The organism is Priestia sp. SB1, from assembly GCF_038898415.1.
Genome location: NZ_JBBJSS010000001.1, coordinates 947,918 through 970,328 on the forward strand (window position 1 = coordinate 947,918; position 22,411 = coordinate 970,328).

A 22,411-nucleotide genomic window follows, 5' to 3' on the forward strand; every position below is an offset into this window, starting at 1 on the left:
ACTTGTTTTATGCATTTAAGCCGTTAATGAACTCTTCAATTTCTTCTTTTGTTTTACGGTCTTTGCTGACAAAACGTCCTGTTTCTTCTCCGTTGCTGTAACCAACAAAGCTTGGAATACCAAAGATGCTTAATTCTGCACAAAGATCGATAAAGTCGTCGCGATCCACATAGTGAAATGTATACTCGCTATGATTCGCCTCAATTTCTGGAAGCACAGGCTCGATTACTCGGCAATCTGGGCACCAGTCTGCTGAAAACATCATGATATGCTTTCCCTCTTTAATGACTTCTTTGTATTGTTCAATTGTTTGCATTTTTTCCATTTTTCTTTCCTCCACTTTTTCTTTTACTTTCGTATTTAAACGGCTAAAGCCCTATACATTTTTTGATCCTTCTACATCAAAACATAGTATATGAGTTGTTGCAACTATCATACACTGATGCTTTTCTATTATAAAGGGTTACAAAGGAATTTCCTATTGAACAGCTTGATTTGTCCTAAAATCCAGCTGTCCTTTTAGCATTAAAACAACCTGATAAAACATAGAAGTCCGATCTAAATTCCCATTGGTGAAAATGCCGATTGCTCCTTCTTTTTTTCGAATATTTTTTTGGTTTGTATACACTTCCATAGCTTCGGCTAATTCTTTTTTATCATGACGAAGCATGTCGGCTACCGCTTCAGGAAGCCGAATACGAGCTCCTCCACCTAAAATCGGTTCAAGGTCCTTAGAGGTAACAAGACTTCCCCAATTGCAAAGGAATAAGCCATGAGGTGTTTCCTGTACCCCTCCTTCAAGTCCAATGCCAATATCAGCACCTGTCTCTTTAACAGCAGCACGCGCGCGGTTAATCGCTCCTTGGATGGTTTCTTCATCAGAAAAAGGCTGTGGTGACACCCCGGACTGCACGTCTACCTCTACATATGTAAAAGTATCTCCAAATACTTTTTTTACTGCATTTACTTTTGTTGGGTTCTTCGTTCCGATTGCAATTTTCATTTTTTTCTCCTGTCATGATGAAACAAAGCAACCGCAAAAGCAGCTGCTTTGTTCTTCTTTATCCGTTTTGTTTAATCGTATCAAGCGTTGTTTGGTCTGTAGAGCGTACAAGTTTGACTAATAATTCTTTTGCAGCTGCATAGTCATCCACATGAATCATAGATGCATGGGTATGAATATAACGTGAACATACGCCGATCACTGCAGAAGGAACTCCGTTATTAGAAGTATGAACGCGCCCTGCATCCGTACCTCCTGGAGAAACGAAGTATTGATAAGGGATGCTGTTTGTCTCAGCTGTATCTAAGATAAATTCTCTCATTCCTCTATGTGTGACCATCGTACGGTCAAAGATACGAAGTAATACGCCTTTTCCTAATTGTCCAAATGCATTTTTATCGCCTGACGTATCGTTAGCAGGACTAGCATCTAGTGCATAAAACAAATCCGGTTTAATCATATTCGCAGCTGATTGAGCACCGCGAAGTCCTACTTCTTCTTGAACAGTAGCTCCAGAATATAAGATATTTGGCAATTTTTCATTTTTTACTTCTTTTAATAATTCAATCGCAAGTCCGCACCCATAGCGGTTATCCCATGCTTTTGCCAGTATTTTCTTTTCATTTGCCATTGGCGTAAACGGACAAATCGGTACAATTTGATCGCCAGGACGAATGCCCATTTCTGCTACTTCCTGCTTGCTATCTGCGCCCACATCAATCATCATATTTTTAATGGCCATTGGCTTGTTGCGCTGTGATTCGTCTAATAAATGGGGAGGGATAGAAGCAATTACGCCGGTGATAGGACCTTTTTTTGTCACAACATGGACGCGTTGAGCTAGAAGTACTTGACTCCACCATCCTCCTAGAGTTTGAAAACGAAGCATTCCTTTATCAGTTACAGACGTAACCATAAATCCTACTTCGTCCATATGTCCTGCTACCATTACTTTAGGACCTTTTTCTTCATTATAGCGAACGCCGAATAAACTTCCTAACCCATCTTGAATGACTTCATCTACAAGGGGTTCAATTTGCGAGCGCATAAATGAACGTACTTGATGTTCGTTTCCAGCGGCACCTGGTAACTCCGTTAATGTTTTAAATAGAGATAGCGTTTCATTGTTCATATATACTCTCCTTTATGTATCATTTTCTTTATTGTATCGAAAACCGGAAATAGTTGCTAGTTCCGTCCTTCTCTTCTATGACTCAACTTAACAAAGCATTCGACAATTTGATATAATGATGAAAACATATCCTTAAAAAGCAGGTGAATAACGTGAAATGGACTCAACTAATAGCAGGAGCTGCAGTCGGATTTGCAAGCGCTTATATTATTCAAAAAAGAACGTCGTCAATTTCCTCATCGGAAGCCCTTACGATTGTTAAAAGCGCTTTTAAACAAAATGGGGCAATCGACAGCTCATGGATTGAAACGACGACTAAGGTCATTCAAAAGCATGGTCTCTCTTTTTATGGTTATACAGGTGGAATTATCAGAACACGTGATGCAAAACAGGAACATTACGAGTTTTTCATTGATAAAAAAAGCGGTGCTATTATTGAATTGACGCTGAATACACCCGTTTAATTTCGTCAACTATTTCTCCTTTGTTATCCCATTTTACAGCTCGATAAAAAGCATCATGATAAAAACTTAGCCAAGCTTGATGCTCATAGGCATAAGCTAACCAGTGCTGCTTTTGTTCAATCGAAGTCATTGGATAGTCATCATATGCCATTACCCATAAGACATTTTGATGTGCATGTGTTGGCAAAAGATCGCCCATGTGCACTAAGATGTCATTGTTTCCTTTTAATATAACTACAGCATGACCATCGCTATGACCGCCGGTATGATGAACCGTTACTCCAGGCACAATTTCATCTTTGTCGCTAAATGTTATTACTTGATGCTGAATAAATTCCCAATTTTGTTTCCAATACGTATTTTTAGAACGTATATTAGGATTCCTCATTTCATTCCACTCGATGTCACTAACAAAAATTCTTGCATTTGGAAAAGCAGAGGAAAAGTTTCCGTTGATACATTTTGTTAAGCCTGACACATGATCAAAGTGGAGATGCGTCATAATGATATGAGTAATATCTTCGCACGTGAACCCTAACTTTTGTAAGTCTTCAGCAATAAATGATTCTTCCGTTACGCCAAAATGACGCTTTTTTTTCTCATCCAACATCCCATTTCCTATACCTGCATCAATTAACATGAGGTGTTTTTCAGTTTGAACGAGCAAAGGATCAGTCCTCATGGGAATTCGATTCCCGTCTGAAATGGGATATTTTTTTGTCCAAAGCTCTTTTGGAACAACACCAAACATTGCCCCTCCATCTAAATGATTATTCCCTCCACGAAGCCATGTAACTTTTAATTCGCCTATTGTTAGCGTTTCCATTTTACACCTCCATTATATTCCTTTTTATTTTATCACTATCCCCTTCTCTTTTTGAACAAAAAAAGACTGAGGAACTCAGTCTTTTTCATTCAGGTATTTTACTTCACAGCGGTAAATGCGGCTGCCTTTTTGCGAAAATTTCTCTTCATATTCCGTCATAACATTGCCTTCAAAATCGCTTTTATGCAAATCTAAGCTAATGTACTTGAGAAGAAGTCCATATTCTGAAAAGCTTGTCAATGAATACTCAAATAGCCCTTGATTATCTGTTTTAAAGTGAATTTCTCCACCATCAACCAGTAGATTTTCATACATGCTTAAGAACGTTTTGTATGTTAAGCGGCGCTTGGCATGTCTCTTTTTTGGCCATGGATCAGAGAAATTGAGATAAACGCGACCCACATCATTTTTTGCAAAAAACTCACTAAGATGGTTAGCATCTACATTCAACAACTTTAAATTTGGAAGCTCTTCTTCAATCAATCGTTCTAGAGCACTTAAGATGACACTTTCATACATTTCAATTCCAATATAGTTGATATGCGGATTTTGTTTAGCCATCCCTACTAAAAATTGGCCTTTTCCTGTTCCTACTTCAATATGAAGAGGATTTTCATTTCCAAAAACTTCTTTCCAGTTTCCTTTATACTCCGCTGGATTTGGAACCACGTATTGGGGATTTTCAGCAATTTTATCTTTTGCCCAAGGTTTGTTTCGTAATCTCATGTTGCACCTCTTTAATTTATTTTGACGCATTGAAAATGTCGGTTATTCGAAACAACCGACATTTTCATGCATAATTGTGTTTAGATAGAAAAAAATAAGAGCATCATACGAGAAAGGATGATGCTTAATGCCTTTAAATGCCGAACACCAAATGAATATAGTAAAAGATATTTTATCTAATCATCAAAGTGATTGCTGCGGAACGGTTGCGGAATGTGAACAGGTTGAACGTTTAATTCAATCAATGTTAGCAAAAGGATATGCTAGCACAGACGTACAAGCAACACTACAAAACGTTTATAAATACACGCAAGATGCAAAAAGTGCTGCTCATTTAGACGAACATATTCAAACCAATCAACAAAATTTATCACAATGGGTCCAAGAACTATCTACCTTGTCATAACCTTTGCTACTGTGCTTGAATGTCGTTGACGAGCAACATCCGAAGATATTCAAGCCAGTAATTCATTTCAGAATGTTCATTTTTCGAACGATGCCATTCAATGAATAAAATGGTTTGACTTATCACATACCACTTCATTCTCGTTTTCAAGTTCTCAGTTAGTTCAACCCCATAATGCTCAAGCCATTCTTCCCACTGAGATGGATTGATGTACCAATAAAGCAATAAACCTAAATCAATAGCAGGATCTGCAATCATCGCTCCGTCCCAATCGATTAAATATAGCTGCGTATTCTCTCCAAGCATCCAGTTATTGTGGTTCACATCACAGTGACATACCACATATTTATCTGTCTGAATGGACGGAAGCTCTGCTTGTAAATAGCTGATTCCCTGCTCTACAATACTCTCTTTTTGAAGTCGCTCGTCCACGTTCTCTAGAATATCGGCTAGCACGTCTCCGGGAAGAAGCGGTGTTTTCCCTAACCTTTTCAACATATCTAATAACTCGTTTGAATGATGAATTTTACTAAGCAATTCTGTCACTCGACTCGAATTCATATCTTTTGGTTTTAATTCTCGACCATCTAGCCAGTGCTGAGCTGTGATCACATCTCCATTTTCCATTCGTCTTGTCCACACGAGCTTCGGTACAATTCCTTCAGCTGACAATACTGCTAAAAAAGGTGATGAATTACGCTTTAAAAAAAGCTTTCGGTCTTGAAATTTTGCAAAATAAGCTTCTCCTGTCGCTCCGCCAGCAGGAGTAATTTCCCATTCGCTTCCTAATATATCTTCCAACCAATTCACCTTCAATTTCAACACACACATTTCGTTTAAAAATTTCACTCAATAAAGCAATCTATTAAGACATCATGACGTTATTTTCTTAGTAAATAAAAAAGACGGCTATTGAGGATATGTATCAATAGCCATCCTTTATAAATATTATCTCCATCACACTTTTTTCGTCAAGTGGTTGAAGACAATAATTACGTTTGAAATAAAATAAGAACGCTAAGCTTTGGAACATTTATAGCATTATCCTCTATAGTAGGATACCCATTTTTATATACTTTACAATGATCAAGTGCTATTTTCCATGGTCCTTCTGGCAAAACTACTTTTTCTTCCATTAGGCCTTGATTAAAAAACACAATAATATTCTTCCACGGACCGTAAGCCAATACGTTTGATAAGCAATAGCCAATAACGGATTGCGGCGTGTTTAGAAAAGAGACATGCTGCCTAATCGCTGAAGCATCCCCCAAGCGAAATGCATCGTGCTGTTTGCGAATACGAATCAGCTCTTGAACCCAATTCACATCAGAAGAAAATTCCCTTCTTCGATTCCAATCGAGTGCATTAATATCATCGGGTGAATTATAGCTGTTCTCTACGCCTTTTTTAGTGCGGTAAAACTCTTGACCACTATGAAGAAACGGTATGCCTTGTGAAAGAAGCACAATAGCAGTAGCAAGGCGATGACGACTTCTACGAGTGTCTTCGTCTTCTTCTCCGTTTGAATTCGTTAACTTATCCCACAGCGTATGATTATCATGTGATTCAACATAATTAATTGACTGTGCTGGATTTATAAATAAAGCGGGACTGTCTTCTTTATCCAGAATGCTACCCGCTATCACAGATTGCACTGCTTCTTTTTGATGAATATTCCCGCTGATAAAACCTTTTTCATACACATCGAACGTGCTTCCTTTTACAGAATCTCGAAAGCGGTCATTAAAATAGCCGATTTGAGGTGTTTGGCGGGCATTCGCCATCATTGCTTTTTGAGTGTGGGGAAGAGGCGTATTTAAATCCCAGCCTTCGCCAAACACTAAAATAGTAGAATCAATTTCATTTATTTTTTTCCGAATGATTTTCATCGTTTCTATATCTAAAATTCCCATGAGGTCAAAACGAAAACCATCAACATCGTACTCTTTTATCCAAAATAATACTGAATCGATAATAAACTTTTGCGCCATTTTCCGTTCAGAAGCAAAATCATTTCCTACTCCCGTCCCGTTCGAAGGCATCCCAAACTCATCATGTCGAAAATAATAGCCCGGAACAATTTTTTCAAAAGGTGATTCTTCTCGTACAAATACGTGATTATAAACTACATCTATAATAACACGGAATCCCTGTTGATGAAGCGTTGATATTAATTGCTTCACTTCAACAATACGAGTGGTGGGATTTGAAGGGTCAGCGGAGTAGCTTCCTTCCGGCACATTAAACAACAATGGATTATACCCCCAATTATAAGAAGCATGAGGATTTAATTCATCTACTCCGCCAAAGTCGTTAATAGGAAGAAATTCAAGATGGGTCACTCCTAGCTCTTTTAAATAATGGAGGCCTGTTGGTTTGCCTGGCTGACCGCTTGATTCAGTAACAGCTAGGTACGTACCTTTTTTTTCTATCCCGCTTGAAGGATGAATAGAAAAGTCTCGAACATGCATTTCGTAAATAACGGCATCCGTTGGCTGAAGGAAAGGCGGCTTTTCATGGGGATGAACATAGGCTGTATGAAGATTTATCAGAACTCCGTATTCACTATTTGCTGTAGCTGCAACGGCATAAGGGTCCACCGCTTCATTTGTCCGACCGTTTACATCTATTAAAAATCGATAATAATACCCTTCTTTATCTAAGGGAAGTTCCTTTTCCCATACGCCTTTTCTTTGACGAGTCATAACGTACAGTTCTTCTTCTCCGCTATTTGCATGTATTAATTTTAAAACCACTGCTGATGCAGTCGGGGCCCAGACTTTTATCATAATATGATCTGAATAAAAGGCTGCACCCAAATCATTTTGATTATAATAAAATCTTTCATCAAACTCTTTTGTTCGTATAACAGCCCCTACCTGCAACGGAACTTTCTCCCCGTGATTATCACAGATAACGTACGAATGTCCAATTTCTATGCTCTCTTCAACCTTACCTTCATATTTGATAAAACCTTCTAATTCATGTACGTTTTCAATAGAGATGGTCTCATGCATTTGTGCACCTTTAATCACAAAAAAATCAATTTGACCTTCATGATAAGAAGTTGGAACTAAAACAGTAATACGATCTATTTGATCTAAATAAGCCTGAAACTTATTATCACCAGTCATCCTTTTCTCCTCCTTATGCCAATTACCTCTTTAGTAGCATTATATGTAGCAAACGCAAAAACGAAAGCACTTTCATAGCATGAATGTTCGGATTATTCATCTGCTTCGAATTCCCGGTCAAAATAAATACTCTGGCTGTGTTCGAGCAGTACCTGAGCTGCTTTCATCTGTTTAAACTTTAAAGGCGCTTTAGATTTCCTAAGTTCATAAAACCATTCTTCATACTTTCTAGCATCTACAAATTCAACCTGATAAGGCTCCGCAGCGTAGTCAATGTATCCATTTCTGCTTAGTAATATTTTCTTTACGCTATGTTCAATATCGTGAGTACGATAGATACTTCGGACAATTTGCTCCATTCGATTTAACCCAATTAACGGATTTAATATCTTTTTTTGATCTCTTCCTCTTAACTCTGTCCAAAAATTTTCCTTTGAATACTGAAAAACAGCACTTTTATATGTTTCTATTAAACAAATACAGAGGGTTTCCGTTGGAGTAACAATAATGATATCCCCTTCTACCGGAGCTTTATTAATCAGGAAAACAGGCTTGTACATCACGAGATACGTATCAGGAAAGCGCTGAATAAAATAACGGAGAGCTTCATCATGGTAATATTTACGATCTGCTTGCGAGAACTCAAATAAAGTGGATGTAGCCCATTTCATTTGAAGATCAAATACATTTTCTAAAAACAATATTTTCAAATCTTCCGCTGTTTGTGGAAGAGTTGTAAACCTCAATAGCTCTTGATTTTCCACGCTATCGCTAGAGAACGCTTCTTCCACTTCAAGCGTTTCTTTTTTCCTTGTAAACCGCTCTTTTGCTTTTTGCAAAAATGAACGTTGAGCTTTTGTTTCTTCTTTTACAGGAGGGCCATGTAATAGCCCTTGTTCAAACAATTGCTTTGCTTTCTTCCAATTATGTTTTTTTAAATGATTAAACTGAGACGTGTAGTGATAAACGTCTTTTTCATAACGGGAAATATAATCTTGCACCTTAAGTAGCTGCGCCACGTTTACATCAATCCCCTAATTAAAATTCCTCTAACACTTGGTTCACCGATTGTTTCTCTATTATCATCGGCGTTTTCTTTCCTTTAATAAGAGTGATCTTTAAATAACCTCTCTCCATGCTTGTATGTTCATATGCTACTGTGACTGCAATGAAAAAGATAGTATTTTTTTATATTTAGGTTTGCTAGCAGGATGAACTTCAAAAAGGGCAAATGAACTTACTTGAAACTGTTCTTCAACCGACGTTTGCTTTAACTGCTCTTCCGAAAGCCCGGCTTCCCCTCCCCACTTCTTTGCAATCGTAATATGAGGACGATAAGGACGTTTTTCGTATAAGCCGCTTAGGTCTCCCCATACAGCTTGTATATCCCTTTGTAGATTCACAAGCTTATCATTTGGCTTAAGGCTTACATAAAGCACTCTAGGCTTGTTATACGCACCGAACACATCGTACTGAACGGTCTGCAGTGAAAAACTTGAATGACGGGAGGCTACTTCTTTTAAGCGGTTAATCAGCTTTTCCTTTTTGTTATCTACAAATCCTAAGAATTGTAGTGTTATATGATAATCGTCAGGGTATGTCCATTGTTTAAAAGGAAAAGGTGTTAATTCTTTTGCCCAATTTTCTGCCTGATATGCAATGGAGACTGGCACGTTGATTCCAATAAAATAGTGTTGATCACTTTTCATCAAATCCCTCCTTTTCTTTTCATTATCTTTCCCCAATTTGTCATGTTCAAAAAGAGCTAGATTTATTTTAAAGGTTTTCTGGATCAAATAGAGAGGTTTTTCTGAAAATTTGTCATGTGCTTAAAAAATAAGAAATTGTGTTATCATAGAAATAATACAGAGAATTTTTATAAGAAAAGGATGAGAAAAATGAAAGTTGTTAACAATATGGCTGATTTGATTGGCGAGACACCTCTTGTTAAATTGAATCGTCTTCAACCAGCAGATGGAGCATCCGTTTACTTAAAACTAGAATTTTTTAATCCGAGCCGTAGTGTAAAAGACCGTGCTGCTTTTAATATGATCGTGGAAGCTGAAAAAGCAGGCTTGCTCAATGAAAATTCCACCATTATTGAACCAACGAGCGGAAATACAGGTATTGGCTTAGCTATGAATGCAGCAGCAAGAGGGTATCGTTCTATTTTAGTCATGCCCGATACGATGACTCAAGAACGAATTAACTTGTTAAAAGCATATGGTGCTGAAGTTGTTCTAACACCTGGCGATGAAAAAATGCCTGGCGCAATCCGTAAGGCAGAAGAGCTTACAAAAGAAATTCCAAATGCATTTATGCCCATGCAGTTTGAAAATAATGCAAACCCTGACGCACATCGAAAAACGACTGCTAAGGAAATTATTGAGGCAATGAACGATTTAGGAAAAGACCTATCTGCTTTTGTTGCTACTGCTGGAACAGGCGGAACGATCACGGGCACAGGTGAAGTCCTAAGAGAAAACTACCCAAATATGACCGTTCATGTTGTGGAACCAGCTGGGTCTCCTGTATTATCTGGAGGAAGACCTGGAAAGCACAAGCTTGTAGGAACAAGCCCTGGATTTATTCCTGATACGCTTAACATAGAGGTTTACGACGAAATTTTAAAAATTAAAGATGAACAAGCCTACGATATTACGCGACGCCTAGCTTCTGAAGAAGGGATTTTAGTCGGTCCTTCATCTGGCGCTGCGTGCTATGCTGCTATCGAGGTAGCCAAAAAATTATCTCCTGATCAAGTGGTCGTATGTATTGCTTGCGATACAGGTGAACGTTATTTATCAAGCGACCTATTCTCATATGAATAATAAAGAGGCTGGAACAAAAGGATTTTAGCTCAAATGAAAAACGAACCATTGATCAACATGTTTGATTCATGGTTCGTTTTTTTGTGATGGTGAATGTAGGTTCATCGGTTTCGTTACTTCTAGCAGTTGATTGGAGGGCAAGGCGAAGACTCCTGCGGGAAAAGCAGAACAGGTGAGACCCCGCAGGAGCCCAGGCGACGAGGAGACTCAGCGGCCGCCCGCGGAAAGCGAAGCCTTGCATGGAAATCAACTGCGGTGTCACAAACAGTCCAGCTCATGTATCCTAGTTATTCACCTTTAAATTGGATTCGTTTCGTTATGTCTCAACCTCTTTTTATTTAGCCAATTCGTAAATAGCCTGTGCATAAATAGCTGTTGCACGAAGCAAATCTTCAATTACCATGTACTCGTCTTTTTCGTGCGCTACTTCTTCACGGCCTGGGAAAAGAGGTCCAAATGCCACACCCGCTTCTAATGCTCTGGCATATGTTCCTCCTCCAATTGAAATAAGCGTAGGTTCTTCATTTGTTTGTTCTTGGTAAACCTTTTGAAGCGTTTGAATAAGCTCATGTTTTTGATCGACGTGATGTGGTTTAGAATCTGTAAAATGTTTGATAGTCATTTGATAAGATTCACTTTTTTCTTTAATCGTATCAATAATATCGTCAATATGAGCTGATACAGGATAGCGAATATTTAAGCCAAAGTGCCCCGCTTCTTCTTGATTATAAGACATGATTCCCACATTTATCGTTAAATCACCCGTGACCTCATCTTTGCGATTTAAGCCCATTTTTTCTCCTAGTGCATCTTGGACTAAATACGCATTTGCATAACCTACAAACTGATTAGCTTGTTCATCAAGTTCTAATGTGTGTAAAAAGCGAAGAAGTGTAAGCCCAGCATTTTTCCCTTTATCAGGCACGCTTCCATGTGCTGAAACTCCTTCTAGAGTAAGTGTATACGCACCGCTCTTTTCGGTTATTGAACCTTTTAAAGACTTATCTTTTAAAAATTGATCATATTTATTTTTAATATCCGTTTCACTATGGAATTCAAGAACAGCTGTTGCAAGATCAGGAACCATATTGTAGCGTCGCCCAGAGACAAATGATGTAAGCTGGACGCTTCCCTTTGTTCCTTCAATGGGCTGCTGGCGAATTTCTACATCTGTAATGCCTTTTTCAGCATAAATGATAGGAAAATCCGCATCCGGCGCAAATCCCATCGTTGGCATCTCTTCATGATTGAAGTAGTGGTCCACACATCTCCAGTCACTTTCTTCATCCGTTCCAATAATCATTCGAACCCGCTTAGATAGAGGAAGCCCTAAATCTTTCACAATTTTCATCGCATAATAAGCAGCCATCGTCGGGCCCTTATCGTCGATTGCTCCTCTAGCAAAAATTTTCCCGTCTTTTATTTCACCGCCGTATGGATCAACCGACCACCCGTCTCCTTCAGGAACGACGTCTACGTGACACAAAATGCCAAGAAGGTCTTTTCCTTCTCCCGCTTCAATATGACCTGCATATCCGTCTACGTTCTTGACGGAAAACCCGTCATTTTTTCCTTTGTTTAAAAGAAAGTGAAGCGCTTGAGCAACTCCAGGTCCAAATGGCTCTTCTTTTTTTTCTGTGCTTGTCAAAACACTTTTAATTTGCAAAAAACGCTGCGTCTCAGCTAGAATTTCAGCTTCTCTTTTTTGCACTTCCTCTTTCCAATTAATTGCTGTCATCTGTGTGCCTCCTTTGCCTGCTTTTACAGATTGTATCTATCATTACTATTGGTAAATTTAACTTTATCATACCTTTATATAGAAAGAAATAATTGTCTCTTTCCTTTTATATCAAAGGTTTACAGAGTCAAAATTCCGGGAAATAATTTGTAGGCACAATCGATAAAAACGGATTCTATTTGTTTATTGTTTACATATACTATAAAAAATGTGCAAATAGAGGAAGGAGATGTTACGAAAGGATTACATATTTATATCATTTTTTGTAAATATTGTGTTAATTTGCGTTTTCTCTTTTATTTTTCTGTCGATTTTGTGTACAATAAGGATAAGGACTGAAATAGTGCTTGACATCTCAGAGTTATAAAGAAGTTGTGCCTTACGAAAAACGAATAAGGAAGTGGTTTTTTGAAACCTTCAACTAATCGAATGCTAACTCGTATCAAATCGGTCTATATGTTCATTTGTAAAAATGGAACAGTTACAACGCAAGAGCTCGTAGACGAATTTGGTATTACACCAAGAACCATTCAGCGTGACTTGAATGTGTTAGCATATAATGATTTAGTTCGCAGCCCAAGTCGCGGTACATGGACGACTACGCAAAAGAAGGTCAAGATGTCATCCTAGTAAGTTTATTTCAAGGGTAGTAAGTGATTTATATATAGAGATAAAATTCTACGCAGTAGAAAGTCAAGACTTGGACGAGTGCATAGTCCCCCGCTCCATTTGCACGTCAAGCAGAGTTGGTACTCGTTTAAGTGCTTTAACGTGAAATGTTTCACTTGTCGAATAAAGTGGACAAAAAAAGGAACCATTTTAGACTTAGGTTCCTTTTTCTTTCGCCTCTTCTTAGGCATTTGATTTTTGTAATAAAGCTAGTTCTTCTTCCGTTAACTCCCTGTACTCTCCTAAATCTAACGACTCGTCTAATAGCAAAGCTCCCATAGATAAACGTTTTAAATACGTTACTTTTTTTCCTCTTGCTTCAAACATACGCTTCACTTGATGAAATTTCCCTTCAACGATCGTTAATTCAATTTCTGATTCCACACCGCTTGTTAGTACCTTTAACTCTGCTGATTTTGTTACGTATCCATCATCAAGAGTGACACCCTGTCTAAATGCTTCAGCATCTTCTTCAGTCACCGGCGCATTAATTTTTGCAAAATACGTTTTAGGAACGTGCTTTTTAGGAGATAGCAGCTGATGTGCAAGCTGACCATCATTTGTCAGCAGCAAGAGCCCTTCTGTATCTTTGTCTAAACGCCCTACCGGAAATGGGTCATACACAGCATCGTCAATTTCCAATAAGTCCAAAACTGTTTCATGAAGAGAATCTTCCGTCGCTGATATGACACCTTGCGGCTTATGCAGCATAAAGTAAACAAATTCTCGGTAAGAAACGGCTTCGCCATGCACAGTTATTTCTTGTTCATCTGGATTAACATGTACCTTAGCATCTTTAACCGCTGTACCGTCTACCTTAACAGCTCCAGTCTTTAAAAGACCTTTAACTTCTTTTCGGCTTCCGTACCCAATGGTAGAAAGCAATTTATCCAAACGCATGTAATATCCTCCTTTTTTTGAAAAGAAGATGACTCTAACGAGTCATCTTCTTATGCACTGCGCTGTTTATTTCGGCGCAGTATCTTTCGTTCAATTGCACCTGTTACCCTCGCTCCCATTACTTTTTCAAGCAGGCTTGAACGATAGGTAATAATAAAGTAAATAAGGCCGCCTACTGCTGCTCCTATAATCGTAATAACCGTGGCAGAGAATCGTCCTGGGGTTGTAAACAGACCAATTACTACTGAAACAATTTTTACGCTGATTCCCATAATCGCAACAAAAATGAGAATGAGCACAGAGCGTTTTATAAACTCACTGTAGTTATATTTTGCGTGTTTTTGAATAAGCGCAAACATATAAACAAGAGATACGATATAGCCTAGTGCTGTCGCTAAAACTGAACCGATCTCGTGGAACATAAGAATAAATGGCACGTTCACGACAATTTTCACAATCAATCCAAATAATAGACTTAAAACAGCATATTTTTGTTTGTTGATCCCTTGTAAAATAGCTCCATTAACCGTGAAAAACGAGAACAATAAAGCTACGGGTGCATAATAAAGCAAGACATTTCCACCCGCATCCGATGCATCTGTTCCAAAGAAAAACGTATATGCTGGACCAGCTAAAGCCATTAACCCTACAGATGCTGGCAGCACAAGAAACATAATCGTTTGATATGTTTGATCAATTTGCTTTTGCAATACATTATAATCTTTATTCACAAATGAACGTGTAATCGTTGGTACAAGAGTCAAACCGAATGCAGTAGCTAATGAAACAGGAATCATCACAAGCTTTGGAACATAAGACTGAACAATTCCGTTCATGGACTCCGCTATTTCTTTTTGTCCAGCCGCTACCATCGCACGGTTAAATGTGAATTGATCCACATACTGATAAAGCGGAATAGCTAAGCTGACAAATACATAGGGCAATGAATACGTAAGCAGCTCTTTAAAAATGGATACGGTAGAAATACGCGTAGGCGTTACCGTCTGCTCGTTCACCATTTTATCGAGATGAGGCTTTCGTTTTTTCCAGTACCAAATTAATACGGCAAGTCCAGCAAGAGCTCCTACAAAAGCACCCATTGTAGCAAATCCAACGGCTAGTGCAAGACTTCCATGCACAACTTTGATCACAATATAGGTAGATACCAATAAAAAGACAACCCGCACAAGTTGTTCAACTACCTGTGAAACGGCTGTTGGACCCATAGACTGGTGACCTTGGAAAAATCCTCGCATTAAACTCATCATCGGTACTACAATTAACGCAACACTAACCATTCGCATAACCATTACTACATCTTCTAAGGAGTTATTTAAATCAGAACCTCCAAGTGTAATTCTAGACATAACAGGCGCTAACGAATATAAAAGTAAAAATGCAAGTATTCCTGTGACAAGCATTAATTTCATGCCGGCCCGATACATTCTTCTACTCGTATAATAATCACCGAGTGCATTATATTTTGATACAAATTTCGATACGGCCATTGGCATACCGGCTGTAGCAATACTTAAATAAATAGCATATTGGTTATATCCATAACCAAACAGTGCTCCCCCTACGGTTCCAACAAGGATCGCAAATGGAAATAAATAAATCATTCCCAGAATTCGGGATACATAAGTGCCAAGCGTTAGCACAAAGGTCCCTCTTAACAATTTTGAATCAGACATACGTTTGCCTCCGATACTTAATGTTACATACTGATAATAATGATAGAATTGAAAAGAAGCAAGTGAGAGTATACACTAAGAAAGGTCTTATACTCACTCACACTCGTCAACAAGCTAAAAAACAAAGACTATAGCCCATTTTATCCAATGTTGAGAGATTTGTCAGTGAACAAACTAAAATTTTTTAAGAATAGACAGGTTGGTGAAAGTATGATATATGATGTAGTCGTAATCGGAGGAGGACCTTCTGGTTTGATGGCATCGATTGCAGCTGGTGAGTCAGGTGCAAACGTATTATTAATTGATAAAGGCAATAAACTCGGACGAAAGCTTGCCATTTCTGGAGGGGGCCGCTGTAATGTAACAAACCGCCTTCCGATTGATGAACTTATTAAACACATTCCAGGAAACGGACGCTTTTTATACAGTGCGTTTTCTGTTTTTAATAACGAAGATATCATCTCCTATTTTGAAGGCCTTGGAATTAAATTAAAAGAAGAAGATCACGGGCGTATGTTTCCGGTTAGCAATAAAGCACAATCTGTTGTTGATGCATTAATTAGTGAACTTCACCGTCTTCGTGTAACAATTCGCACAAACACAGCCGTTAAACGCGTAAACTATGAAAACAACACCGTGAAAGAAGTTGTGCTTCAAGACGGAGAAGCAATCCAAACGAAAAGCGTTGTGATTGCAGTAGGCGGAAAATCAGTGCCTCATACGGGTTCGACAGGAGACGGTTATCAATGGGCAAAAGATGCAGGTCATAAAATTACTGAACTTTACCCAACAGAAGTTCCTATTACATCTAGCGAACACTTTATTAAAACAAAAACGCTTCAAGGTCTATCGCTTCGCAACGTAGGACTAAGCGTACTTAATAAAAAAGGCAAACCTGTCATCACTCATCAGATGGATATGATTTTCACTCACTTTGGCATCTCTGGCCCTGCCGCTCTTCGCTGCAGCCAATATGTTGTTAAAGAGTTAAAGAAACAAAAAAGCAACACTGTTCAAATGTCTCTTGATTTATTTCCTAGCCAAAACGAAGAAGAGATTTTTCAACAATTAGTCAAAACAACAAAAGAAGAGCCGAAAAAAGCGATTAAAAATGTTTTAAAAGGTTTTGTATCTGAACGCTATCTATTATTTTTACTCGAGCAAGCAGACATTGATAGCCAAGCGCTAGCGGGACAGCTTCAGCATGAAAAACTGAGAGAATTCTCGAGAATGTGCAAACGATTTGAATTTGCTGTAAACGGCACACTTTCTTTAGAGAAAGCCTTCGTCACAGGAGGCGGAGTATCCGTTAAAGAAATTCACCCAAAAGAAATGTCTTCTAAATTTATGCAAGGCCTTTACTTCTGCGGGGAAATTCTTGATATCCACGGATATACTGGAGGATACAATATTACTTCTGCCCTTGTAACAGGCCGTTTGGCTGGCAGTAATGCAGGAGAATTTGCAACAAGCCTAGCATAATATGCTAGGCTTTATACATAACCATGGCTGAAAAACAGTACACCTGCTCATCACGATCAACATCCACTGTGACTTGGTACTTAATATCCACGACGTCTTCATCTTCTAATTTGCGTAAAAATCGGTTCACCGCAAACTCTAAATCTTTTTCATGCTCTTTATCAAACATTTTCACCTGTATCATAGCTTCTACCACCTTGTCCTATCAAATTTGTTTCAATCAGAATGGACTGCTTCTCTCAATGATGGCTTTCGTACTGATTTTCAACTTCTTCCTACCTCTATTTTTATGAAGACTTTTATAGATTTAGTCATCATTTGTTTTGCTACTATCATTTTAGTCGAATGGTAGAAGTTTCATTCCAAAAGAAAAAAGCGCCTGTCAAAGGCGCTTTTTCTTATTTATTAACCGTTTTTCCTTCCCACTCTAACATACCGCCAACCATATTTGTTACTTTATAACCTTGTTCTTGAAGGTAGTAACATACGTTTTCACTGCGGCGTCCAGAACGGCAAATGAAAATATATTCTTTTTCTTTATCGAAATAATCCACATTAGTTGGAATATCATTCATACGAATGTGTTTAGCAGTTGGAATCATTCCTTCTGCTACTTCCTCATCTTCGCGAACATCAACTAAATGAAGCTCTTCTCCATTTTCAACGCGTTTTTGAAGCTCTTCAGGCGTAATCACTTTTACTTCTTCCATCTTCGTCATTCCTCTCTATTCTTTCATTCAGCTTGCTATCGCTATTGTAGCAAATTCAAATACCTTTATGCCACTAAATAAGAAAAGCTTAAGCAGCAGCCTACCTAAGCTTTTCCAATCGTAAACTAAGGGCCTGATGTCAACCCCGAAAGGGGGACATCAGACGCTTAGGTCTAGAACAGCCCCCCTGACTGCTCTTTAGTCAGGGGGGCTGTTCTACATCAATACTTAATTAGCTACGATGTTTACTAATTTACCAGGCACAGCAATCACTTTGCGTACTGTCTTACCTTCAATGAACTCTTGAACATCTTCATTAGCCATTGCAATATCTTGAAGCTCTTCACGAGATGCCTCAGCAGGTACGTTTAATTTTGCACGTACTTTACCGTTAATTTGAACGACAATTTCCACTTCATCATCTACAAGCTTCGCTTCATCAAACGCAGGCCAAGCTTCATATGAAATCGTATCTTCGTGGCCTAGTTTGCTCCATAATTCCTCAGTTGTATGAGGACAAATTGGTGCTAATAGCTTCACAAATCCTTCTACGTATTGCTTTGGCAGCACATCAACTTTGTATGCGTCGTTGATGAATACCATAAGTTGAGAGATACCTGTATTAAAACGAAGACCTTCGTAATCTTCCGTTACTTTTTTCACCGTTTGGTGATATACGCGTTCAAGTGTAGTATCATTGCTTTCTTGAACCTTGCTGCTTAATTCACCATTATCCTCGATAAGTAAACGCCATACACGATCTAAGAAACGGCGTGCACCATCAAGCCCTTTTGTTGACCAAGCAATGGATGCATCTAACGGTCCCATAAACATTTCGTAAAGGCGAAGCGTATCTGCACCGTGGCTTTCTACGATTTCGTCTGGGTTTACAACGTTACCTTTTGACTTACTCATTTTTTCATTGTTTTCTCCAAGAATCATACCTTGGTTAAACAGTTTTTGGAACGGCTCTTTTGTTGGAACTACGCCGATATCATATAAAAATTTATGCCAGAAACGAGCATACAATAGATGAAGAACAGCGTGTTCAGCTCCACCGATATAAATATCAACCGGCAACCATTCTTTTAATTTGTCTGCATCTGCTAATGCTTCGCTGTTCGTTGGATCAATGTAGCGTAAGTAATACCAGCAGCTGCCTGCCCATTGAGGCATTGTATTTGTTTCGCGGCGCCCTTTTTTGCCCGTTTCCGGATCTACAACGTTCACCCAGTCATCAATGTTTGCTAATGGAGATTCACCTGTACCTGACGGCTTGATTTCAGTTGTTTTTGGTAAAACAAGCGGAAGCTGATCTTCAGGAACTGCAGTTGTTGTGCCATCTTCCCAGTGAATAACAGGAATCGGTTCACCCCAGTAGCGCTGACGGCTGAATAACCAGTCACGCAGACGGTATGTTACTTGTTTTTCACCTTTTTCATTTTCTTGAAGCCACTGAATCATATTTGAAATTGCTTCTTCTTTGTCTAGACCATTTAAGAAGTCTGAATTAACGTGCTCGCCGTCGCCTGTATAAGCTTCTTTTGAAACGTCTCCACCCGCTACTACTTCTTTAATCGGCAGTTCAAATTTAACAGCAAACTCATAATCACGCTCATCATGAGCAGGAACAGCCATAATTGCACCTGTACCATAGCTCATTAGAACATAGTCAGCAATCCAAATTGGCATTCTCTCACCGTTTACAGGGTTAATTGCATAAGCACCTGTGAATACGCCCGTTTTGTCTTTAGCTAAGTCTGTACGCTCTAAATCGCTTTTGCTTTTAATTTGATCTAAATACGCTTCTACCGCTTCTTTTTGTTCGGCTGTCGTAATTTTATCCACAAACGGATGTTCAGGTGCTAAAACGGCATACGTTGCCCCAAACAGCGTATCAGGACGCGTTGTGAACACAGTAAATGTTTCGTCATATCCATCAATTGTGAAGTGAACGTGAGCTCCTTCAGAGCGGCCAATCCAGTTTCGCTGCATTTCTTTAATACTTTCTGGCCAATCAAGATCATCTAAATCTTCTAGTAAACGATCTGCATAAGCTGTGATTTTAAGCATCCACTGCTTCATTGGACGACGCTCAACCGGATGCCCACCGCGCTCACTTTTGCCATCTATAACTTCTTCGTTTGCAAGTACTGTTCCCAACGCAGGACACCAGTTAACAGCTACTTCATCCACATAAGCTAAGCCTTTTTTATATAACTGTAAGAAAATCCACTGCGTCCATTTGTAGTAGTTAGGATCAGTTGTATTAATTTCACGCTCCCAATCGTAAGAGAAACCTAACGATTTGATTTGACGACGGAAATTATTAATGTTAAGTTCAGTGAACTCAGCCGGATCGTTTCCTGTATCTAATGCATACTGCTCAGCAGGTAGTCCGAATGCATCCCATCCCATTGGATGAAGTACATTGTATCCTTGCATACGCTTCATACGAGATAAAATGTCCGTTGCTGTATAACCTTCTGGATGCCCAACGTGTAAACCCGCCCCAGATGGATAAGGGAACATATCTAATGCGTAAAACTTACGCTTTCCTTCATCTTCTGTTGTTCTAAATGTTTTATTTTCTTCCCAAACTTTTTGCCATTTTTGTTCGATCTTTTCATGATTAAAAGCCATACATAATCCTCCTTGTACGCTCCAGCTGTATTTAATTAAACTAAAAAACCCCTCATCCCTCAAACAAAGGGACGAGAGGTTGAATAAACTTCCCGCGGTACCACCCAAATTAGCACAATTATGTACTCACTCATTTTCCTTAACGCGGATAGACGGTAAATGTTACTTTACTTCACATTTACAACTCCAAGGTGAGTTCATGAACGCCCGTTTGCTGACTCGCACCACCCGTCAGCTCTCTTAGCTCGCTTCGTTCACTACTATTCCTTATCATAGTTTTTACATCATACTACCTTGTATTGTAAATAATATGTTCGCAAACTGCAAGTTGTTCAACGGATTTTGTAAAAGTTTCTACACTGCCTCACTGCTTTGTTGCTAAATCCCCTCTTTCATTCTTATATATGAACAACTTCTCCCAAAAACATACATACAACGCCAAACAAAGAGATTTAGACATAATTAAGTTAATCCTATCTAAAGCTGAATAAATAGGATATCTGGACTCCTTGCTACAAAACTGTTCATTTCCGTGCAAGGCTTCATCTTGCGCTCCAATCAACAGCTTAAAGCAACTAAACACATAAAAGCCGAGTTCACCATAATAATGAAAAGATCCGAACGATTTATCGTTCGGATCTTCCTTCAGCTAAAATACTTTTGTCCCCGCCTCTACTTTCTTTAACAGCTATTATTAAATACCAAATCCAAAAGAAAACAGGATAATCGCAAGTACGAGACCAACAAGCGGAACAATTACCGTCATCGCTGCAACTGATCCATACGCATCTTTATGAGTTTCTCCACAAATAGAATTAATTGTGGTGACGACATAACCATTATGAGGCAAGGAATCTAATACGCCAGAAGATATAGCTACTACACGATGGAGAGCTTCTGGATTTACACCAGCATCTAGATAGTGAGGGGCTAAAATTGGCAAAGCAATCGCCTGACCTCCTGAAGCCGAACCTGTCATCCCCGCGATAACACTCACCGCAATAGCTCCCCCTATCAACGGACTGCCTGGAATATGCGTCATGGCATCTACAGCCACTCCAAACGCGGGAACAGCCTTAGCAACCCCTCCAAAACCTACGACAGCAGCTGTATTCCCAATTGCAATTAACGCTCCAAGCGTCCCTTCTGATGCTGCATTCCAAAATCCTTTAAAGTGTTTTCGGTTCACAATGTATGTGACAATAATACCGCTTAAAAGTGCGACAATCAACGCAGATTGCTGAAGCGGCTTATGAAGTGCAAAAGAAATAATGAGCACGACCACAAGCGGAAGCAAACTTAATAACGGATTAGGAAGAGACTGATTTTCCGTTACTGCTGGATCTTTCTCGCGTGATATAAAACGCTCTCCATTTTTAACTGCTTTTGAAATCAAGCGCTTTAACCACCAGTAGCCGAATACAGCCATCACTACCGCTACAACTAAACTAACTTCCCATCCTGCATACGGACTAGTCTTTAAATATTCAATTGGAATCCAGTTTTGGATTTCAGGCGATCCAGCCGAGGTCATCGTAAACGTAACGGAACCGAATGCTAAAGCAGCAGGGATAAACCGCCTCGGCAAATCAGCTTGTTTGAATAAGCTTAAAGCCATTGGATAGACAGAGAATGCTACTACAAACAGACTGACTCCTCCATATGTTAAGACCGCACAGGCAAGTACAATCGCCAACACTGCTCTTTTCATTCCTAGTTTACTGACAATCCAGCGAGAAACACTATCAGCGGCCCCGCTGTCTTCCATCACTTTTCCAAAAACGGCGCCCAATAGAAACATTAAATACCAAGAAGCAATAAATCCTGTGAAACCAGACATATAATTCCCAACAAAATTTGCTTCTCCTTCTTTCACCAGCTGTGGAAATAAAGGCATTCCGCTTGTTAACGCAACAACTAAAGCACTAAGCGGACCTGCTATAAATAAATTCATGCCTCTCATCGTTAATACAATGAGCAGCAATAATCCTCCAATTAATCCAATCATACTAAGCATATTCTAGCCCCCCAAGAAGTTATATAATTAGAAAAC

General features: G+C 39.0%; 24 protein-coding genes and 1 other annotated feature. Of the genes, 7 read left to right on the plus strand and 17 right to left on the minus strand.

The window, feature by feature from the left end; all coding sequences use genetic code 11:
• Positions 1-7: 7 nt before the first annotated feature.
• The 3 genes from WKH56_RS04865 to WKH56_RS04875 all read right to left on the minus strand — a co-directional run bounded on the left by WKH56_RS04865 (position 8) and on the right by WKH56_RS04875 (position 2,135).
• Positions 8-325 (minus strand): thioredoxin family protein, encoded by a 318-nt coding sequence (locus WKH56_RS04865; RefSeq protein WP_028411823.1) that lies wholly within the window; start codon positions 323-325, stop codon positions 8-10.
• A gap of 153 nt (positions 326-478) precedes the next feature.
• Positions 479-1,003: a DUF84 family protein gene (locus WKH56_RS04870; protein ID WP_033579598.1), complete on the minus strand. Its 525-nt coding sequence runs from the start codon at positions 1,001-1,003 to the stop codon at positions 479-481.
• 58 nt (positions 1,004-1,061) lie between these two features.
• Positions 1,062-2,135, minus strand: coding sequence for a M42 family metallopeptidase (locus WKH56_RS04875; RefSeq protein ID WP_013059506.1), 1,074 nt, complete (start codon positions 2,133-2,135; stop codon positions 1,062-1,064).
• 152 nt (positions 2,136-2,287) lie between these two features.
• On the opposite strand from WKH56_RS04875, the gene WKH56_RS04880 reads away from it, so the two are divergent.
• Positions 2,288-2,599 carry a PepSY domain-containing protein gene (locus WKH56_RS04880; protein WP_310884121.1) on the plus strand — a complete coding sequence of 104 codons (312 nt, stop codon included), beginning with the start codon at positions 2,288-2,290 and terminating at the stop codon, positions 2,597-2,599.
• On the opposite strand, the gene WKH56_RS04885 is transcribed toward WKH56_RS04880, so the two are convergent.
• Together WKH56_RS04885 and trmB are read right to left on the minus strand one after the other, a co-directional pair.
• Positions 2,568-3,425 carry a YtnP family quorum-quenching lactonase gene (locus WKH56_RS04885; protein WP_048019681.1) on the minus strand — a complete coding sequence of 286 codons (858 nt, stop codon included), beginning with the start codon at positions 3,423-3,425 and terminating at the stop codon, positions 2,568-2,570. The two genes, WKH56_RS04880 and WKH56_RS04885, sit on opposite strands and share 32 nt — an antisense overlap.
• A gap of 75 nt (positions 3,426-3,500) precedes the next feature.
• Positions 3,501-4,151: a tRNA (guanosine(46)-N7)-methyltransferase TrmB gene (trmB, locus tag WKH56_RS04890; RefSeq protein ID WP_028411827.1), complete on the minus strand. Its 651-nt coding sequence runs from the start codon at positions 4,149-4,151 to the stop codon at positions 3,501-3,503.
• Positions 4,152-4,278: 127 nt separating this feature from the next.
• Between trmB and WKH56_RS04895 the strand changes: the two genes are divergently transcribed.
• Positions 4,279-4,557: a YtzH-like family protein gene (locus WKH56_RS04895; protein WP_028411828.1), complete on the plus strand. Its 279-nt coding sequence runs from the start codon at positions 4,279-4,281 to the stop codon at positions 4,555-4,557.
• Positions 4,558-4,563: 6 nt separating this feature from the next.
• Here WKH56_RS04895 and WKH56_RS04900 read toward each other — a convergent pair whose 3' ends face one another.
• From WKH56_RS04900 to thpR, 4 genes are all read right to left on the minus strand, one after another.
• Positions 4,564-5,388: a phosphotransferase family protein gene (locus WKH56_RS04900; RefSeq protein ID WP_176344694.1), complete on the minus strand. Its 825-nt coding sequence runs from the start codon at positions 5,386-5,388 to the stop codon at positions 4,564-4,566.
• 161 nt (positions 5,389-5,549) lie between these two features.
• Positions 5,550-7,691, minus strand: coding sequence for a type I pullulanase (gene pulA / locus WKH56_RS04905; RefSeq protein ID WP_048019680.1), 2,142 nt, complete (start codon positions 7,689-7,691; stop codon positions 5,550-5,552).
• A 92-nt stretch (positions 7,692-7,783) separates the two neighbouring features.
• Positions 7,784-8,710 carry a hypothetical protein gene (locus tag WKH56_RS04910; RefSeq protein WP_048019679.1) on the minus strand — a complete coding sequence of 309 codons (927 nt, stop codon included), beginning with the start codon at positions 8,708-8,710 and terminating at the stop codon, positions 7,784-7,786.
• A gap of 135 nt (positions 8,711-8,845) precedes the next feature.
• Positions 8,846-9,400 (minus strand): RNA 2',3'-cyclic phosphodiesterase, encoded by a 555-nt coding sequence (gene thpR / locus WKH56_RS04915; protein ID WP_028411832.1) that lies wholly within the window; start codon positions 9,398-9,400, stop codon positions 8,846-8,848.
• Between the two features lie 189 nt (positions 9,401-9,589).
• Between thpR and cysK the strand changes: the two genes are divergently transcribed.
• Together cysK and WKH56_RS04925 are read left to right on the plus strand one after the other, a co-directional pair.
• Entirely contained in the window at positions 9,590-10,522 is a 933-nt protein-coding gene (gene cysK / locus WKH56_RS04920) for a cysteine synthase A (RefSeq protein ID WP_033579594.1), read from the plus strand.
• A gap of 126 nt (positions 10,523-10,648) precedes the next feature.
• Positions 10,649-10,864, plus strand: coding sequence for a hypothetical protein (locus WKH56_RS04925; protein ID WP_047749728.1), 216 nt, complete (start codon positions 10,649-10,651; stop codon positions 10,862-10,864).
• On the opposite strand, the gene pepV is transcribed toward WKH56_RS04925, so the two are convergent.
• Positions 10,857-12,260, minus strand: coding sequence for a dipeptidase PepV (gene pepV / locus WKH56_RS04930; RefSeq protein WP_028411834.1), 1,404 nt, complete (start codon positions 12,258-12,260; stop codon positions 10,857-10,859). The genes WKH56_RS04925 and pepV overlap by 8 nt on opposite strands.
• A gap of 408 nt (positions 12,261-12,668) precedes the next feature.
• Here pepV and WKH56_RS04935 point away from each other — a divergent pair, with 408 nt between their 5' ends.
• Positions 12,669-12,890 carry a DeoR family transcriptional regulator gene (locus WKH56_RS04935; protein ID WP_013059517.1) on the plus strand — a complete coding sequence of 74 codons (222 nt, stop codon included), beginning with the start codon at positions 12,669-12,671 and terminating at the stop codon, positions 12,888-12,890.
• A gap of 222 nt (positions 12,891-13,112) precedes the next feature.
• On the opposite strand, the gene WKH56_RS04940 is transcribed toward WKH56_RS04935, so the two are convergent.
• Positions 13,113-13,829, minus strand: coding sequence for a pseudouridine synthase (locus tag WKH56_RS04940; protein WP_028411835.1), 717 nt, complete (start codon positions 13,827-13,829; stop codon positions 13,113-13,115).
• 50 nt (positions 13,830-13,879) lie between these two features.
• Positions 13,880-15,523, minus strand: coding sequence for a putative polysaccharide biosynthesis protein (locus tag WKH56_RS04945; RefSeq protein ID WP_168761354.1), 1,644 nt, complete (start codon positions 15,521-15,523; stop codon positions 13,880-13,882).
• Positions 15,524-15,733: 210 nt separating this feature from the next.
• On the opposite strand from WKH56_RS04945, the gene WKH56_RS04950 reads away from it, so the two are divergent.
• Positions 15,734-17,005, plus strand: a complete 1,272-nt coding sequence (locus tag WKH56_RS04950) for a BaiN/RdsA family NAD(P)/FAD-dependent oxidoreductase (protein ID WP_028411837.1) — start codon at positions 15,734-15,736, stop codon at positions 17,003-17,005.
• A 4-nt stretch (positions 17,006-17,009) separates the two neighbouring features.
• On the opposite strand, the gene WKH56_RS04955 is transcribed toward WKH56_RS04950, so the two are convergent.
• Positions 17,010-17,189, minus strand: a complete 180-nt coding sequence (locus WKH56_RS04955; RefSeq protein ID WP_013059521.1) for a sporulation protein Cse60 — start codon at positions 17,187-17,189, stop codon at positions 17,010-17,012.
• Between the two features lie 27 nt (positions 17,190-17,216).
• On the opposite strand from WKH56_RS04955, the gene WKH56_RS04960 reads away from it, so the two are divergent.
• A complete protein-coding gene (locus tag WKH56_RS04960; protein ID WP_342834732.1) occupies positions 17,217-17,357 on the plus strand; it encodes a hypothetical protein in 141 nt (46 codons plus the stop codon).
• A 46-nt stretch (positions 17,358-17,403) separates the two neighbouring features.
• On the opposite strand, the gene WKH56_RS04965 is transcribed toward WKH56_RS04960, so the two are convergent.
• The 4 genes from WKH56_RS04965 to WKH56_RS04980 all read right to left on the minus strand — a co-directional run bounded on the left by WKH56_RS04965 (position 17,404) and on the right by WKH56_RS04980 (position 22,375).
• The gene (locus WKH56_RS04965) at positions 17,404-17,715 is read right to left on the minus strand and encodes a rhodanese-like domain-containing protein (protein ID WP_028411838.1); all 312 of its coding nucleotides are present in this window, start codon (positions 17,713-17,715) and stop codon (positions 17,404-17,406) included.
• Positions 17,716-17,943: 228 nt separating this feature from the next.
• Positions 17,944-20,358, minus strand: a complete 2,415-nt coding sequence (gene leuS, locus WKH56_RS04970; RefSeq protein ID WP_310884122.1) for a leucine--tRNA ligase — start codon at positions 20,356-20,358, stop codon at positions 17,944-17,946.
• Between the two features lie 64 nt (positions 20,359-20,422).
• Positions 20,423-20,641, minus strand: a binding site (T-box leader).
• A gap of 81 nt (positions 20,642-20,722) precedes the next feature.
• Positions 20,723-20,920: a hypothetical protein gene (locus WKH56_RS04975; protein WP_155404579.1), complete on the minus strand. Its 198-nt coding sequence runs from the start codon at positions 20,918-20,920 to the stop codon at positions 20,723-20,725.
• 132 nt (positions 20,921-21,052) lie between these two features.
• Positions 21,053-22,375 carry a GntP family permease gene (locus tag WKH56_RS04980; RefSeq protein ID WP_028411840.1) on the minus strand — a complete coding sequence of 441 codons (1,323 nt, stop codon included), beginning with the start codon at positions 22,373-22,375 and terminating at the stop codon, positions 21,053-21,055.
• Positions 22,376-22,411: the final 36 nt, after the last annotated feature.

Bases quoted from the DNA above. Each gene is read 5' to 3' on its own strand.
- leuS (WP_310884122.1), bottom strand. From the start codon at position 20,358: ATGGCTTTTAATCATGAAAAGATCGAACAAAAATGGCAAAAAGTTTGG.
- pepV (WP_028411834.1), bottom strand. From the start codon at position 12,260: ATGACAGCAATTAATTGGAAAGAGGAAGTGCAAAAAAGAGAAGCTGAA.
- WKH56_RS04950 (WP_028411837.1), top strand. From the start codon at position 15,734: ATGATATATGATGTAGTCGTAATCGGAGGAGGACCTTCTGGTTTGATG.
- WKH56_RS04870 (WP_033579598.1), bottom strand. From the start codon at position 1,003: ATGAAAATTGCAATCGGAACGAAGAACCCAACAAAAGTAAATGCAGTA.
- WKH56_RS04875 (WP_013059506.1), bottom strand. From the start codon at position 2,135: ATGAACAATGAAACGCTATCTCTATTTAAAACATTAACGGAGTTACCA.
- WKH56_RS04955 (WP_013059521.1), bottom strand. From the start codon at position 17,189: ATGATACAGGTGAAAATGTTTGATAAAGAGCATGAAAAAGATTTAGAG.
- pulA (WP_048019680.1), bottom strand. From the start codon at position 7,691: ATGACTGGTGATAATAAGTTTCAGGCTTATTTAGATCAAATAGATCGT.
- WKH56_RS04865 (WP_028411823.1), bottom strand. From the start codon at position 325: ATGGAAAAAATGCAAACAATTGAACAATACAAAGAAGTCATTAAAGAG.
- WKH56_RS04940 (WP_028411835.1), bottom strand. From the start codon at position 13,829: ATGCGTTTGGATAAATTGCTTTCTACCATTGGGTACGGAAGCCGAAAA.
- WKH56_RS04895 (WP_028411828.1), top strand. From the start codon at position 4,279: ATGCCTTTAAATGCCGAACACCAAATGAATATAGTAAAAGATATTTTA.
- WKH56_RS04885 (WP_048019681.1), bottom strand. From the start codon at position 3,425: ATGGAAACGCTAACAATAGGCGAATTAAAAGTTACATGGCTTCGTGGA.
- WKH56_RS04965 (WP_028411838.1), bottom strand. From the start codon at position 17,715: ATGGAAGAAGTAAAAGTGATTACGCCTGAAGAGCTTCAAAAACGCGTT.
- trmB (WP_028411827.1), bottom strand. From the start codon at position 4,151: ATGAGATTACGAAACAAACCTTGGGCAAAAGATAAAATTGCTGAAAAT.
- WKH56_RS04945 (WP_168761354.1), bottom strand. From the start codon at position 15,523: ATGTCTGATTCAAAATTGTTAAGAGGGACCTTTGTGCTAACGCTTGGC.
- WKH56_RS04900 (WP_176344694.1), bottom strand. From the start codon at position 5,388: ATGTGTGTGTTGAAATTGAAGGTGAATTGGTTGGAAGATATATTAGGA.
- WKH56_RS04980 (WP_028411840.1), bottom strand. From the start codon at position 22,375: ATGCTTAGTATGATTGGATTAATTGGAGGATTATTGCTGCTCATTGTA.
- thpR (WP_028411832.1), bottom strand. From the start codon at position 9,400: ATGAAAAGTGATCAACACTATTTTATTGGAATCAACGTGCCAGTCTCC.
- cysK (WP_033579594.1), top strand. From the start codon at position 9,590: ATGAAAGTTGTTAACAATATGGCTGATTTGATTGGCGAGACACCTCTT.